Genomic DNA, 14,827 nt, shown 5'->3' on the forward strand with positions numbered 1-14,827 from the left:
GAGTTGCATGTTCATCAGTCTATGAAAAGACGTATAAACATGCAACTTGATTTAGTTTATTGTATTAAAAACTATACATTAGCTTTTAGATGGATGACTTTGCGACTTACATTCACGTCGAACATCTTCAATAATCTTAAGCTCTTCCTCGCTATACGGTTGCTCATCGATTTGTTGTTTATTAAATGTTGGATCTAACAGTGAAAGTCGAGCGCAGAAATCATTCATACGCTTTTCATTCTGCTCTAAGCGATCGATCAACACACGCATAGCTTCCAAAATAGGATCGACCTGTTCTTGGCTTGCAGCATAGGGTTGAAAGTCAGTGTTTTCATTACTTTCAGTTAAATGATCTAAATTAGTATTGTCAGGACATCGAGGTTCTTGCTCTTTGAGTTGAACAGGTTCTTTGTCTTTGCTAATAAAGCGAGCTGGATTACCAACTGCTGTTACACCTTCAGGTACGGCTTTTGTCACGACTGCATTAGAGCCAACTTTGGCATTTTTACCCACAATAAATGGCCCGAGGATTTTTGCACCCGCGCCGACAACCACCCCATCTCCAAGGGTAGGATGACGTTTACCTTTATTCCACGTTGTGCCTCCAAGGGTCACGCCATGATACAAGGTCACATCATCACCAATTTCAGCAGTCTCACCAATCACGACGCCCATACCATGATCAATAAAAAAGCGTCTGCCGATTTTGGCACCTGGATGAATTTCAATACCTGTGGCAAAACGACTAAAAGAAGACAAGATTCGTGCTGAAGTTTTACATTCTTTTTCCCAAAGCTCATGCGCTATACGATGCATAATTAGGGCATGTATACCTGGATAAGTTGTTAAAACTTCGAATGTATTTCGCGCAGCTGGATCTCGCGCAAATACAGCTTGAATATCTTCTTTGAGCTGTTTAAGCATTAGTTTTGATCCTCATTTTGGGATTTTTTCCATGTACCGTTATTTAAAGCTTGAACTCGGCTAAATATGCCGCGTAGTAAATGATATTCCATTTTATCTAATTGTATACGCCCAAATAAGCGGCGCAAGCGTAATGGGAGTAATCTTGGGTTTTTAGGATCCAAGAATTCAATTTCAGCGAGCATTTGTTCAAAATGTGGATAAAACTGTTCCATTTGTTCATGTGTAACCAAAGGTTCATCCCAATGCATATGATCTGTATCGGTAACTTGCATAACGGCTTGCGTATCCACCTGTTTTTCGACCAATTCTAAAGTTGCCATACGCATTTCATAACACAGTACTTGGATGGCTTGTGCAACATTTAAAACACCATAATCCGTATTGACAGGTATGGTGACATGATAATTTGCCAGCGCCAATTCTTCATTGGTTAGTCCACGATCTTCACGTCCAAATACAATCGCAATTTCTTGTTGGTCTTTGATGACAGCTTGCATTGATTTTTGTGATGCAGGGCGAGCATCCAAAAGAGGCCATGGAATGGTACGGCTACGTGCACTCGTGCCAAATACCAAGTGACAATCTTTAATGGCTTGTTCTAAAGTTTCGACTATTTCAATCTGATCGATCAGATCGGTAGCACCTGCTGCAAGTGCATCAATATCTGGATGCGGGTAGGTTTTAGGTGCGACCAGTACCAATTTAGATAAACCCATGGTTTTCATTGCACGTAAGGCACTGCCGATATTGGCAGGAAGCGTTGTATTGACCATCACAATACGTACATGACTTAAATGCTGTGAAATCACAGCATTGTCGATAATATCCATTATTTTTCCAAAAAATTAAGCTTTGATTTAAAAAGATGATTGCATAGCTTACGAAAACTGACCTGCATCGGCCATGTATTGTTCCATGGCATCATCCATGCTCATATCACTTGGCGGAGGGGCAAGTTGCTGAACTGGTTGTTGTCGGTGATCAACAGCTTTTGCTGCTTTTGATTTGACTTGATATTCAATATGAATTGCTTCTTTACCAAAATAGTCACGTAATTTTGCAAGTAATTCATCTAAAGGCGCAATTTTCCACTGTTGCCCTAAATGTAATTCTGCTGTTGCATAATCGTAGTCTAATTGGATTTGCATCGGAATATGTTGACACATATCGACATTACAGAAAGGCAATAAAATCTTTTGAATATCAGATGCTAATGTTTTAGTGATAATTTCAGGATTTAAAGTCACGGCAATATGATTGGCACGTTTCTGACGAATTTCATTGAGTGTAAATGCTTTGGTTAAACGTCCCATTGGACGATCAAAACCTTCACGCTCATAGATTTCACCTTCAATCACTACAACTTTTTCATTTTGAATAATATCTTTAAAACGCTGGAATCGCTCATGATTTGTAGAAATTTCGATACGTGCCGTACCATCATCAAGTGTAATGACCATACGATTTGGGAAGTTTGCAACATCGACCACTAAACCTGCAAAAACAGTGGTAACACCACGACGTGTAGGTGTGAGTTCATTAATTTTATTTGGAATAAAAGCTTTAAGTTCAGCACGGTACACATCAATTGGATGACCTGTTAAATACAAGCCAAGGGTATCTTTTTCACCCTTTAATCGAACTTCATCTGACCAAGGTTTTACGGGTTTAGCAGGTTTGCGCTGAACTTCTTCAACTTCTCCAAACAAGTCCATAATCCCTGTTTCACGGTTTGATCGGGCTTGCTCAGCAGCTTGAACGGCTTCAGGAAGTTGTAACATTAAACTTGCACGTTCGATCCCTAGACAGTCTAAAGCACCCGCACGAATTAATGCTTCTAAAGTACGTTTATTGATTTTTTTCAAATCTACACGATGGCAGAAATCGAATAAATCTTTATATGGGCCGTCTTGAATCCGTGAGTCAATCACAGATTGCATGGCTTGCTCACCAACACCTTTAATTGCACCTAAACCGTAAATAATCGTGTCTGCATCACTGGCATGGAATTGATAAAACGACATATTGATCGATGGTGGCAAAACCTCTAGGCCGTTATTTCGGCAGTCATCAATAAGGAATACGACACTATCTGTATTCTGCATTTCTGAAGATAAAACAGCGGCTAAAAACTCAGAAGGGTAGTGTGCTTTTAGCCAAGCAGTTTGGTAGGCAACCAGTGCATAGGCTGCCGCATGCGATTTGTTAAAACCATAGCCCGCAAATTTCTCCATATAGTCAAAGATATGGTTGGCAGTGCCTTCATCAATATCTTTAAGTGCGGCACCTTCAATAAAGGTGGCACGCTGTTTGACCATTTCTTCGACTTTCTTTTTACCCATCGCACGTCGAAGTAAATCTGCGCCACCCAGTGTATAACCTGCACAAAGCTGCGCCGCCTGCATCACCTGTTCTTGATAAACCATAATGCCATAAGTCGGTTCGAGTACACTTTCGAGTAATGGATGAAGATATTCAAACTCACCACCATGCATACGATGAATAAAGTCTGGAATCAGATCCATTGGCCCCGGTCGGTATAACGACACAAACGCAATAATTTCTTCGAACTTACTTGGGCGTGCTTCTTTAAGCATCTTTTTCATGCCCACGGATTCAAACTGGAATACCGCAGTGGTATTTGCTTCAGCAAATACTGAATATGCTTTTGCATCAGTCAATGAGATTAAAGAAATGTCGACAGGAGTTTCAGATTGAATACGCTTATTGATATTTTGAACGGCTGCTTCAATCACCGTCAGATTTCGTAAACCTAAAAAGTCAAATTTAACCAGTCCTGCGGCTTCAACATCATCCTTGTCGAATTGAGCGACACGACCTGTGCCATCAGCTTCACATAAAACTGCTGAATAATCCGTAATTTTTGTCGGTGCAATCACCACACCACCCGCGTGTTTACCTGTGTTACGGGTAATTCCTTCAAGCTTGAGTGCCATTTCCCATATTTCTGATGCATCTTCATAATCAGGATTAGAGGGATTTGTGACAATATCCTTGAGTTGTGGTTCAGCTTCGATTGATTCTTCGAGTGAAAGTCCTAGTGGTTTGGTTGGGATCATTTTTGAAATACGATCAGCTAAACCATAAGATTTACCTAGAACACGTGCGACATCGCGAATCGCTCCTTTTGCTGCCATAGTACCAAAAGTTGCAATCTGTGAAACGGCATCTCGCCCATAATGTCGAGCCACGTAATCAATGACTTTATCTCGACCTGCGATACAAAAGTCGATATCGAAGTCAGGCATGGACACACGTTCTGGGTTTAAGAATCGTTCAAAGAGTAGATCATAGCGTAAAGGGTCTAAGTCTGTGATTTTTAAACTATAAGCAACTAATGAGCCTGCACCTGAACCACGTCCTGGGCCTACTGGAACACCATTATTTTTTGACCATTGAATGAAGTCCATGACGATTAAGAAATAACCCGGGAACTCCATTTTATTGATGATACCAAGTTCATAAGCCAGTCGTTCATCATACGGTTTTCGAATTTCAGCCCAATCTTCATCACGTTTTTCAACAGGGTAGAGTACAGCTAAACGTTCTTCCAAACCTACTTCAGATAAATGATTGAAATAACTGTGAATTGTATGACCTTCTGGGATAGGATAATCAGGTAAGTCATTGAACCCTAAACGTAAAGAAACAGTACAACGTTTTGCAATTTGTAAAGTATTTTCAATCGCACTTGGAATATCGGCAAACAGCTCGATCATCTCTGCTGACGACTTAAAATATTGTTCAGGTGTATAATTTTTAGGACGTTTGCTGTCACCTAAAACATAACCATCGGCAATACAAACCCGCGCTTCATGTGCTTCAAAATCTTCTTGTTTTATAAAATGCACATCATTGTGTGCAACGACACCAATATTATATTTTGCAGCAAGTTTTAGCGCTTCTTGGTTAAAGTTTTCTTCTAAAGGGCGCCCAGTACGTGTTAGCGCCAAATAAACACGATTTCCAAACTTTTCAATCCATTGTTCTAATAAAGGCTCAGCTTTTTCAGGATAAGCAGAACACAACAGTTCACCAATATCACTGTGTAAACCCAATAAGATGATTAAATCGTCAGATTGTTCAAGAATCCACTCTTTTTGGATACATGGAATAGAAAGCTGCTGACCTTCAATAAAACCACGAGAGACAATTTCAGTCAGGCTACGCCAACCTTTATTGGTCATTGCCAATAAAGTTGCTTTATGGTTAGCGTCATTTAAACGAATCACACTACCAAAAATAGGCTTGATACCTTTGCCTTGTATTTTATTATAAAACTTAACAGCAGCATGTAGATTGGATAAGTCAGTAATGGCCAAAGCAGGCATTTCGTCTGATGTCGCAGCTTTAATCAGATCAGGTATCCGTACGATCGATTCGGTGATCGAAAATTCTGTATGAACACCAAGATGAACAAACTGCATAAATAAATCCTATCTCAAACTGTTGGGCATTTTATCACGCTTAAACTCTGATGTGCTGAAATAACTTATTCTTTGCTTTGAGAATATTTTTTATTAAATAATTGAAATACAATGTTATTAAATTATTTTTAAAGCATTTTGTTCTGATTGAATGTAAAAAAACCAAATGACTTATGTATTAAACTTGCAAAAAGTGATTATCGAAATCGCATAGTTCAATAATCACTGCACTTTAAAATAAAGGACTAAAGTGATTTTAATTGCTAAAGGCATTAAAGCATTTTTAAGCGTTCTGAACCAATCCAGTGTTTCGAAAATTGATAAGCGGCACGACCTGAACGTTGACCACGTGCTTGACACCATCTTAAAGCTTCTGTTCGAACATCGTCATTAAACGGCATATTTTCTTTATTTAAATAGTGCTCAACAATTTCTAAATACAGGTCTTGATCCATCGGATAGAATGACAGCCACAGACCAAAACGGTCAGACAAAGAAATTTTTTCTTCAATCGCTTCTTGAGGGTGTAACTCTTTATATTGAGGCACATCAACTTTTGTTACAGGTATATTTTCATGCATGAATTCAGGCAATAAATGACGACGGTTACTGGTCGCATAGATAATAAAATTACTTGAACCTGATTGTAATGAACCATCTAAAACACTTTTTAAACTACGGTAATTTTCATCCTCAGCGTTAAAAGCCAAGTCATCACAATAAACGATAAATTTTTCAGAACGATCTTTGATGATTTTTTGAATTTCAGGTAGATCTGATAAATCATCACGTTCAATTTCAATTAAACGTAAACCTTGATCAGCATATTGTGTTAACAGTGATCGGACAATTGATGATTTTCCCGTGCCACGTGAGCCAGTGAGCAAGATATCATTGGCTGGGAGTCCATGTAAAAATTGCTCTGTATTTTGTAAGATTTTCGCTTTCTGTCGTTCAATCCCTTTAAGATCTTCAAGATGCATTGCCTTTGGTTGGTATATTGCTTTAAGTTGTTTATCGTGCCATCTGAAAGCAGGTGCAGAAAAATCAGTATCTTGTTTCGTTTCTGGAAGCACTTGCTGTAATTGATCCAGTACTGTTGATAATTTCTGAATGATATTATCGGGTAAATCGAAAGCTGCCATTGTTATATCCGTTGGAGATTTTAATAAACGACGATTAGGCGGTTATCTTAACACAGCCTTTTGGGTGTATTTATCTCAAGATTCGATAATTTGTCTTTGTTAACCAGATTAAATGATTGATGGTGATTGATTATCTGATTATTTTTAAGCATAGTCTGTAGATGAATGTTTAGTCCAGTTAGATGGTCGTGTAGTTCATCGGATTAAAATCAAAGGAATATTAGACATGCTATTAGAACTCACTCAAGATTTAAATCCGCATCAAGCTTATCGTATAAAAAAACTGAAAAGACGGTTGGCGAATGCTGAAAACTATGAAGAGTGGCAGTCGATTGCATTGAAATTAGATGAAGAGACGGGCGCTCAAGAGTGGAAGTTCGATAACAGTTCACCTTATTTTGATGCTGAAATTATTTCTTATCGTTTAAATTTATTGCGTCGTTATCGTCAACAGAACAGAACACAAGATTTAATTTATATTCTACGTGAAGGCTTTAGTCATGATGTGGCAAATATTGGGCATCCCATGTTATTTGCGCACAGTTATGTCGGAACCAAAAAAATTATTGACGATTATATCGATGAAGTGAGTAAAAGTTTGGCTTTTATTGCTTCAGAAAGCTGTCAGTTATTAACGCTTGAAAATAAAATCAATTTTTTCAAAAACTGTGAAAAAGCATATGGTCAACCAGCATTGATGTTTTCGGGTGGAGCAACCTTAGGATTATTCCATAGTGGTGTATGCAAAGCCTTGATGGAACAGGACTTAATGCCGAATGTGCTGTCAGGTTCAAGTGCGGGTGCCTTGATGACTGCTTTATTGGGTGTGAATGAACCGAGTCAAATTCCGAACTTACTTTCAGGCGATCAATTTTATAGTGAAGCATTCCATTTCCGTGGTTTTCGAGAGTTGATTAAAGGAAATGGTGGCTTTGCTGATGTACGATATCTCAAAAAATTCTTAATCGAAAATTTAGGCGATGTCACTTTTGAGGAAGCTTTTGATCAATCAGGTTTAGACATCAATATCACCGTTGCACCTTATGATGTTACGCAAGAAGATGCACGGATTATGAATAAGTATACATCACCTGATTTATTGGTTTGGAGTGCAGTTTTAGCCTCTTGTGCAGTACCAATTTTGTTCCCACCTGTTCGCTTAACCAGTAAACGCTTCGATGGCGTACATACACCTTATTTGGCCAATACGCGTTGGGTGGATGGCAGTGTACGCAGTGACTTTCCACAAGAACGGATGTCACGACTTTATAATTTAAATTACACCATTGCCAGTCAGGTGAATCCGCATATCGTACCTTTTATGCAGAATGACGAAGAGCGTTATCGTAAGGATTTATTGAGTTGGCCTGAGCGGATCGTGCGTCAACAAGGCAAATTGGCAACGATGGGGATTATGGATTTTGCTCGTGGACGTATGGGACGAATTCCGTCGGTACGTCGCATACTTGATCATGGTTATGGTGTAGTTGATCAGCGTTATTATGGTGATGTGAATATTATCGGGCAGTATAGTTTGCGTCATTATAGCTATATGTTGCAGAACCCTCGTCCACATTTATTTAAGCTTTTACAGCGAGAGGGTGAGCGTGCGACTTGGCCGAAAATTTCGAGTATTGAAACACATGCACGTATTGGTAAAACCATTCAGCATTGTCTCGAAGTATTAAACTTTGAGCAAAAAGCAGCGAACAAGCCAGTACAACTTGCAGAGATCTAATGGCAGTCATTAGATTACAAGCGGGATGTATTGACTTAGCAACAGCTATAAATTCCCCCAAAAGCCAAAGTTTTGGACGCCGTATTTATTTGATCGAGCAACAGGGGCGAAACTTTTGGCTGAAACTGCAATTACAAAGCGCGACATCTTCACATGATTATTTGGCGCACGAACAAAGCTTTTTAAATGAATTGGATTGTTATAGACAACTTAAGCTTAAAGAGACTTGTGAAAGCACATTATTGTTGAATTTTTCAATATTAAACACGCCACAATATTTTCAAAAAAGTGAAGGATTTATTGAACAAACATTGTGTGTTGAAGATGCGCCTTTATTATTTTCTGACAATATAGATCAATTACCACGAACTGAAATTCCTCGTCGACTGAAATTAAGTTTGGACGTCTTAGAAAATTTACATGAATACGGTTATATACACGGTGATTTGAAAGTTGCACATTTTCGTTATTCTAATGATGTCGCTGCGCTGATTGATTTCGAACAAGCATCAACTATTGAACGAGTTCGTTATATGCCAAATACAGCGACTCCACGCTATATGGCGCCAGAATTATTTCATGCTGAACCTAAATCGTTTGCGAGTGATGTCTATGCTTTAGGTATCATTTGGTTAGAATGGCTGACACAAACACGATTTAAGCAAAAGCACTATTTAGATTGGGCAAATTTACATTGTCAAAGCTTAAAAATTGATCTTCCAATACAATTTGAAATGTTAGAAGAAATATTATTAATGATGCTAATGAAAAATAAAGTACAACGTTGCTCAAATATTTATCAATTAAAACAAGTATTAAACCAAATTGTTTAATGAAAAAGCAGTGCGGGGTGTTTTTGATTTTTATTTAAACAAACGAGTGTGTTTTTATTAAAAAGGGCTTGTCATACTGAAATGATCTCTATAATATACACAGCCATTGGGGACGTGGCGAAATTGGTAGACGCACTGGATTTAGGTTCCAGCGCCGCAAGGTGTGAGAGTTCGAGTCTCTCCGTCCCCACCAAGCAATTCATTTTGTGGCATTAAAGCAAAATGAAGTGTGATAGAGGATTGGTGTAATGGTAGCATGACGGTCTCCAAAACCGTTCGTCAAGGTTCGAATCCTTGATCCTCTGCCAAGTTATTTAAAATACCACTGATATGGTTTTTTTATTCGGGGACGTGGCGAAATTGGTAGACGCACTGGATTTAGGTTCCAGCGCCGCAAGGTGTGAGAGTTCGAGTCTCTCCGTCCCCACCATATTTAAAAGGCAAGATAAAAATCTTGCCTTTTTTATTGCCTAAAATTTATAAAGCACTATTCACAGTAATACGATATTGATTCACTCAATGTGTCGATGTTTAGGGTTTGAGATAAGTTGAGCGTTTGCCAAAGTGTTCAAGGATATAGCGAAGCAGTGGTTTGAATAATCACAATGCAGTGAGGGATTGTTACCCACTAAAAAAGAATCAAAATGTCATGTTTTATTTAGAAAGACCTGAGCTTTACTTATTTAAAGAAAATACAACACAGGTCTTTGATTCAAAGAGACACTTCATTTAAATATAGTTTATAAAAATTTACTAAACTTTTAAAATTTACTATGCTTTTAAGTGATCTTCAAATTCTTCACCAAGTTGAACCGCCAAAGGGTTACCTGATAAATCGCATGTGACCAAGCCATATTCTTTTTTAAAGCTGAACGTAAATCCTTTACCATCAGCTAAGTTCTTTACTGAATAACCTAATTTCTCTAACCAAATACGAAATGCAATTAAATTTTTTGCCTTAACAACCTTTTTCACAGAAGATCTCCTTAATTCCTTCCTTTAAAATTTAATAGGGATGATCATCAAATTTTTAAAGGGGCAATTTGCATAAAGTTATTTTTTATATCAATTTTTGATCACAAGTAAAAATCACTATTTTAAATATAGAAGGCGTGAATGATTTAAAAACTTTGTTGAGTCAATTATTTCATTTTTAAATATGATAAATATCAATTGGATATATCTTAGATTAAAAATACTCTGCATCATTTCAAATGATTTGTCACAAAATTTTAATTAAGAAATTTATTTGCTGAGAATGTAAATAAATTTATCAAAGCACAGCAAATAGTGATGATATTGAAATCGAGAACACGTGATTTCAAAAATTTTTGACCACGTGCCCTGTATTTATATGTGAATGGTGGCTGAAATCCATTGCCAAATTGAAACGCTAAAGGCAGAGCAAGTGAAATATATTGCTTGTATTGATTAAAAGTTGTCTTTTAATGCGCGAATACGTGCAAATTCGTCAGCACTATCCACTCTTAAAAAAGGGTTGGTTTCAAGTTCTAATTCGATAGTGCTTGGTAGTGTGATTTCGCCTCGCGCACGCAGTTGTGTGACTTCTTCAGCACGTTGTTGAATGGCTCGATTCTCAGGTTCAATATGTAATGCAAATTGAGCGTTGGAGAGTGTATATTCGTGTGTGCAGTAGACTTTTGTTCTCGGTGGTAATGCTGCTAGACGATTCAACGAGTGATAAAATTGCTCGGGTGTACCTTCAAACATACGTCCACAACCCATTGCAAATAGGGTATCACCACAAAAAACACTGTCAATTTCATCAATAAAAAACGCAATATGTCCCAAGGTATGACCTGGAATTGCAATAATTTCAATGTTTAAATCATGAAATTTGAAATGATCATCATGTTGTAAGGGATGGGTGAGAAAGGGGATCTGACTTAATTCTTCACGCGGGCCATATGCAGGAAGTTGATGATCAGCAATCAGTTGCGGTACACCACCAATATGGTCTTTATGCCAATGTGTTAGCCAAATTTGTTTTAAATGCAGTTGATGTTCAGCACAGTAGCTTTTAACTAAATCGGCCTGTGTCGGGTCAATAACGACCACATCATGGCTCGTGGTTTCTTCGATGAGCCAAATATAATTCTGTAATTGGTTCTTTACATCGATCACGTGAATTTTATAGCGCATGACAGATTTCCATCTCTAATCTTATTTAATGTATATTTTAAATCAATCATCTTGTTAAATCCTAGATTTATGTATTGTTATGTATTGAATTGAATTATTTAAAAAATGTGCTCTTATTAGCAGGCTATACCTTGATGAATCTCTAGCTGACTTAATTTTCCATGTTTAAACCCAAAATAAACATAGGATGTATAGCTAGCGGTGTAATCATTTGGATTTTTAAGATAACTTTTGACTTCTGCATTATCCAGCATTAACACCGAATTTCCTGTTTTGGCACTCAGCGGAAAGTCTTTTTTGAACTGATTGAATGTGTATTGATGGTTGATGCGTTTACCATTGATGAGTACTGTTTCAGTGAGTGATTGCATATTGCTCCATGAGAGCCAAACACGGCCTTGGGTTGAACCAAGCTGTTGAAAGTTATGTTTAGTTTTATAGAAATTCTCTGATTTAATTTGCGGGTTGTCTTCTGGAAATATTTCAAACTTCAAAGTCTTTCCATTTGCAAATGATGTGGAATATTCATAGTTTGCGGTACATTCGGAATATTCTTTCTCGATATTTTATACAGGTTTGCCAATAAGTTTTTCAATTTGATTCGCAGCCACGCTTTGAACGAGCTCAATCTGATTGACTTTTACTGTGGTGGTATAGTCCATAGTGATCTGTGCGGAACTGATTGATGATAATAGGACTGCGATTGTTGTCGTTATTTGACTAAGCTTATGCATTGCGATGGTTGATCTTAAAGTTTGTTTGACATTAGCTCTTATCTTTATTTATTTCAATGATTAAATCGGTGATACAGCGGCAATAAAAATACCCTCAGAAAAGAGGGTATTTTGAAATGCTGAATTGAATAGTAGTGTGAAAAGTGGTTATCTTAGTTTAGATAACCAATCACCTATACTCTGCACCAGTTGCACCAAGATAAGTAAAACAATAACAGTTAAAATAACAACACTGGTATCAAAGCGTTGATAACCATAAGAAATAGCTAAATCACCAATACCACCTGCACCGACAGCACCAGCCATTGCCGTTGCGCCGATTAAGCTAATGGTCGCAGTGGTTAAATTTAAAATCAAAGAACTACGTGCTTCAGGGATAATAAATTTAAAAATAATTTGGCTTGGAGAAGCCCCCATCGCTTGCGCGGATTCGATAATACCTTCATTAACTTCAAGCAATGAAGTTTCAATCAAACGACCAATATAAGGACCGACATAGATTGTTAAAGGTACGATCGCAGCCCAAGTTCCAATGGAAGTACCTACAATCAGTTTAGTCAAAGGAATGACCGCGATTAAAAGGATAATGAAGGGCAATGAGCGTAATGCATTTACAATTGGATTAAGTACATGATAAATCACCCGATTTGGCATAATTCCTTGTGGACGTGTCACCAATAAGATGATGGCTTGAATAAAGCCCCAAATCGTACCAAAAAGCATGGCAAAGAAAACCATGTGAAAGGTTTCTTGCAGTGCTGTCACAAATTGATCAATGGATAATGAACTATGCCAAAAAGGTGCCGTGATTTCAGTGAGCCATTGTACGATTAAATCTCTCATACAGTTACTCCTGATTGTGTAACTTTAACGCCATGTTGTTCAAAAAATTCAATGGTTTGATTGATGATGCTAGGGTCACCAAGCAGTTGAATAAACATTTGACCAATGACTGAGCCATTGATTTCAGTCATGTTGGCAAATAAAATATTTAAGCTGATATCAAATTGCTTAATCGCCGCTTGTACCACTGTTTCTTGCGCAGAAGTCCCTAAGAATTGCAGGCTATAAATACTGTTATGGTTTTGATTCTCAAGATTATTCAGAATATTAATAGGCAGTTGTTGCTGTAATACAGTTTGAATAAAATTTTGGGTAGTCGGATGTTGTGGTTGGCTAAATAGCGCCAAAGTAGAGCCAGTTTCAATCACTTTACCTTGTTCCATAACTGCAACATAGTCACAAACACTTTCAATCACATCCATTTCATGGGTGACCATGACAATGGTAATACCTTGTTCTTGATTAATTTTTTTTAGCAATGCTAAAACAGATTTAGTGGTTTGCGGGTCAAGCGCAGATGTAGCTTCATCGCACAGTAAAATTTTAGGATGATTTGCCAAAGCACGTGCAATACCTACACGTTGTTTTTGACCACCTGAAAGTTCATCTGGATAGGCATCTTTTTTATGTTTTAAGTCAATAAATTCAAGCAGCTCATTCAGACGCTTTTCACGTTCAGCTTTATTGATGCCCAATAAAATCAGTGGCATTTCAATATTATCTGCAACCGTTTTGGTTTGCAGTAAATTAAAATGTTGAAAAATCATACCGATATTTGCACGTTCTTGACGTAATGCTCGTGCATCTAGTGCCGTAAAGTCTTTTTGATTAATAATGACTTGCCCTTGACTCGGACGTTCAAGCAAATTAATCATACGGATTAAGGTACTTTTTCCTGCACCACTATAACCAATAATGCCAAATATACTCCCTGCTGGAATATTCAGATTGATCTGATCCAGTGCATGTATGGTTTGACCTTTAAGTTCATAGTGTTTTGAAATGTTTTTAAATTCAATCATATCGTCAGAAACTATACAAAAATGAAAAAACAGGCAAAGTAACTTTGCCTGTTTCGTTTAAGCCATTATAAGACTATTTTGATTCTGTAAGATAGCTTACAGGCTTATTTACATGCACTTTAGTCCCGCCAAAGTGTTCTTGAACATACTTACCAACAGCTGGAACATGATATAACTCACCCACTTTTTTCAAAATAGGATCGTCTTTACGAGATTCTGCAACGGCAAGAACATTGACGTTCATTTTTGTGGTTTGATCGATTGGCTCATAGTAAATAGAGTCTTTGAGTACGTTTAGACCACCTTCCATTGCAAGTGTATTACCCAATACAATCGCATCAACTTCATCTTTAGCACGTACAGCTGTGGCCATTTGAATCGGTTTGATGACAATTTTTTTCGCATTTTCAGTAATATCAGCAGGCGTACCTTTAACTAGATCAAAGCCATCTTTTAATTTTACTAAGCCGGCAGATTGTAAAAGCAATAATGCACGTGATTCATTTGCACCATCATTTGGAATCGCAATGGTTGCACCTGGAGCAAAGTCTTCAACTTTTTTTACTTTGCTTGAGTAAATACCCATTGGTTCTAAGTAAGTGGTAGAAACAGCAGCAATCTTGTCTTTGTTTGAATCATTAAAAGCAACAAGATATGCATAAGATTGGAATGCATTGATGTCTACTTCTTTATTTGCAACAGCAGTATTCATTGCAACGTAATCAGTGAAGTTTTTAACTTCAAGTTTGATTCCTGCTTGCTTTGTTTCAGGTAGTGTTGCAATGTAACGCCAAATATCAGCATCCGAGCCAGTTGAAGCCATGGTCACGACTTGTTCTTTGCTTGCATCCGCTGGAGCTGCTGCATCATTTTTTGGAGCTTCTTGTTTTCCACAAGCAGAGAGGGTAAGCACAGAGGCACTAAATAAAACACCAAACAGCTTTTTCATGTATTCATCCTAGTGGAAATGCAAA

General features: G+C 37.6%; 13 protein-coding genes and 3 tRNA genes. 5 read left to right on the plus strand and 11 right to left on the minus strand.

Annotated features, from left to right (window positions below):
- Positions 1–78 precede the first annotated feature (78 nt).
- From cysE to D7V20_RS11405, 4 genes are all read right to left on the minus strand, one after another.
- Positions 79–924: a serine O-acetyltransferase gene (cysE, locus tag D7V20_RS11390; protein ID WP_120384407.1), complete on the minus strand. Its 846-nt coding sequence runs from the start codon at positions 922–924 to the stop codon at positions 79–81.
- Positions 924–1,757 carry an RNA methyltransferase gene (locus tag D7V20_RS11395; RefSeq protein ID WP_120384408.1) on the minus strand — a complete coding sequence of 278 codons (834 nt, stop codon included), beginning with the start codon at positions 1,755–1,757 and terminating at the stop codon, positions 924–926. The genes cysE and D7V20_RS11395 overlap by 1 nt, the downstream gene beginning before the upstream one ends.
- Positions 1,758–1,805: 48 nt before the next feature.
- The gene (dnaE, locus tag D7V20_RS11400; protein ID WP_120384409.1) at positions 1,806–5,375 is read right to left on the minus strand and encodes a DNA polymerase III subunit alpha; all 3,570 of its coding nucleotides are present in this window, start codon (positions 5,373–5,375) and stop codon (positions 1,806–1,808) included.
- A 272-nt stretch (positions 5,376–5,647) separates the two neighbouring features.
- Positions 5,648–6,520, minus strand: coding sequence for an ATP-binding protein (locus D7V20_RS11405; RefSeq protein ID WP_120384410.1), 873 nt, complete (start codon positions 6,518–6,520; stop codon positions 5,648–5,650).
- 226 nt (positions 6,521–6,746) lie between these two features.
- Here D7V20_RS11405 and D7V20_RS11410 point away from each other — a divergent pair, with 226 nt between their 5' ends.
- The 5 genes from D7V20_RS11410 (at position 6,747) to D7V20_RS11430 (ending at position 9,521) form a co-directional block, all read left to right on the plus strand.
- Positions 6,747–8,258, plus strand: coding sequence for a DUF3336 domain-containing protein (locus D7V20_RS11410; RefSeq protein WP_120384411.1), 1,512 nt, complete (start codon positions 6,747–6,749; stop codon positions 8,256–8,258).
- Positions 8,258–9,091 carry a protein kinase domain-containing protein gene (locus D7V20_RS11415; protein WP_120384412.1) on the plus strand — a complete coding sequence of 278 codons (834 nt, stop codon included), beginning with the start codon at positions 8,258–8,260 and terminating at the stop codon, positions 9,089–9,091. Before D7V20_RS11410 ends, D7V20_RS11415 begins: the two co-directional genes overlap by 1 nt.
- A 108-nt stretch (positions 9,092–9,199) precedes the next feature.
- A tRNA-Leu gene (locus D7V20_RS11420) sits at positions 9,200–9,284 on the plus strand.
- Between the two features lie 41 nt (positions 9,285–9,325).
- A tRNA-Trp gene (locus D7V20_RS11425) sits at positions 9,326–9,399 on the plus strand.
- Between the two features lie 37 nt (positions 9,400–9,436).
- Positions 9,437–9,521, plus strand: a tRNA-Leu gene (locus D7V20_RS11430).
- Positions 9,522–9,862: 341 nt separating this feature from the next.
- On the opposite strand, the gene D7V20_RS11435 is transcribed toward D7V20_RS11430, so the two are convergent.
- The 7 genes from D7V20_RS11435 to D7V20_RS11460 all read right to left on the minus strand — a co-directional run bounded on the left by D7V20_RS11435 (position 9,863) and on the right by D7V20_RS11460 (position 14,802).
- Complete coding sequence (locus D7V20_RS11435; protein ID WP_120384413.1) at positions 9,863–10,066, minus strand: hypothetical protein; 204 nt, start codon at positions 10,064–10,066, stop codon at positions 9,863–9,865.
- 456 nt (positions 10,067–10,522) lie between these two features.
- Positions 10,523–11,254 carry a hydroxyacylglutathione hydrolase gene (gene gloB / locus D7V20_RS11440; RefSeq protein ID WP_120384414.1) on the minus strand — a complete coding sequence of 244 codons (732 nt, stop codon included), beginning with the start codon at positions 11,252–11,254 and terminating at the stop codon, positions 10,523–10,525.
- A 116-nt stretch (positions 11,255–11,370) separates the two neighbouring features.
- Positions 11,371–11,748 carry a hypothetical protein gene (locus tag D7V20_RS20120; RefSeq protein WP_235831631.1) on the minus strand — a complete coding sequence of 126 codons (378 nt, stop codon included), beginning with the start codon at positions 11,746–11,748 and terminating at the stop codon, positions 11,371–11,373.
- Between the two features lie 72 nt (positions 11,749–11,820).
- The gene (locus tag D7V20_RS20125) at positions 11,821–11,988 is read right to left on the minus strand and encodes a hypothetical protein (protein ID WP_235831632.1); all 168 of its coding nucleotides are present in this window, start codon (positions 11,986–11,988) and stop codon (positions 11,821–11,823) included.
- A gap of 147 nt (positions 11,989–12,135) precedes the next feature.
- Positions 12,136–12,831: a methionine ABC transporter permease gene (locus D7V20_RS11450; RefSeq protein ID WP_120384415.1), complete on the minus strand. Its 696-nt coding sequence runs from the start codon at positions 12,829–12,831 to the stop codon at positions 12,136–12,138.
- Entirely contained in the window at positions 12,828–13,853 is a 1,026-nt protein-coding gene (locus tag D7V20_RS11455) for a methionine ABC transporter ATP-binding protein (protein WP_120384416.1), read from the minus strand. Before D7V20_RS11455 ends, D7V20_RS11450 begins: the two co-directional genes overlap by 4 nt.
- Before the next feature lie 73 nt (positions 13,854–13,926).
- Complete coding sequence (locus D7V20_RS11460; protein WP_120384417.1) at positions 13,927–14,802, minus strand: MetQ/NlpA family ABC transporter substrate-binding protein; 876 nt, start codon at positions 14,800–14,802, stop codon at positions 13,927–13,929.
- Positions 14,803–14,827 lie beyond the last annotated feature (25 nt).

The sequence above is a fragment of the Acinetobacter rongchengensis genome, from assembly GCF_003611475.1.
GTDB lineage: Bacteria > Pseudomonadota > Gammaproteobacteria > Pseudomonadales > Moraxellaceae > Acinetobacter > Acinetobacter rongchengensis.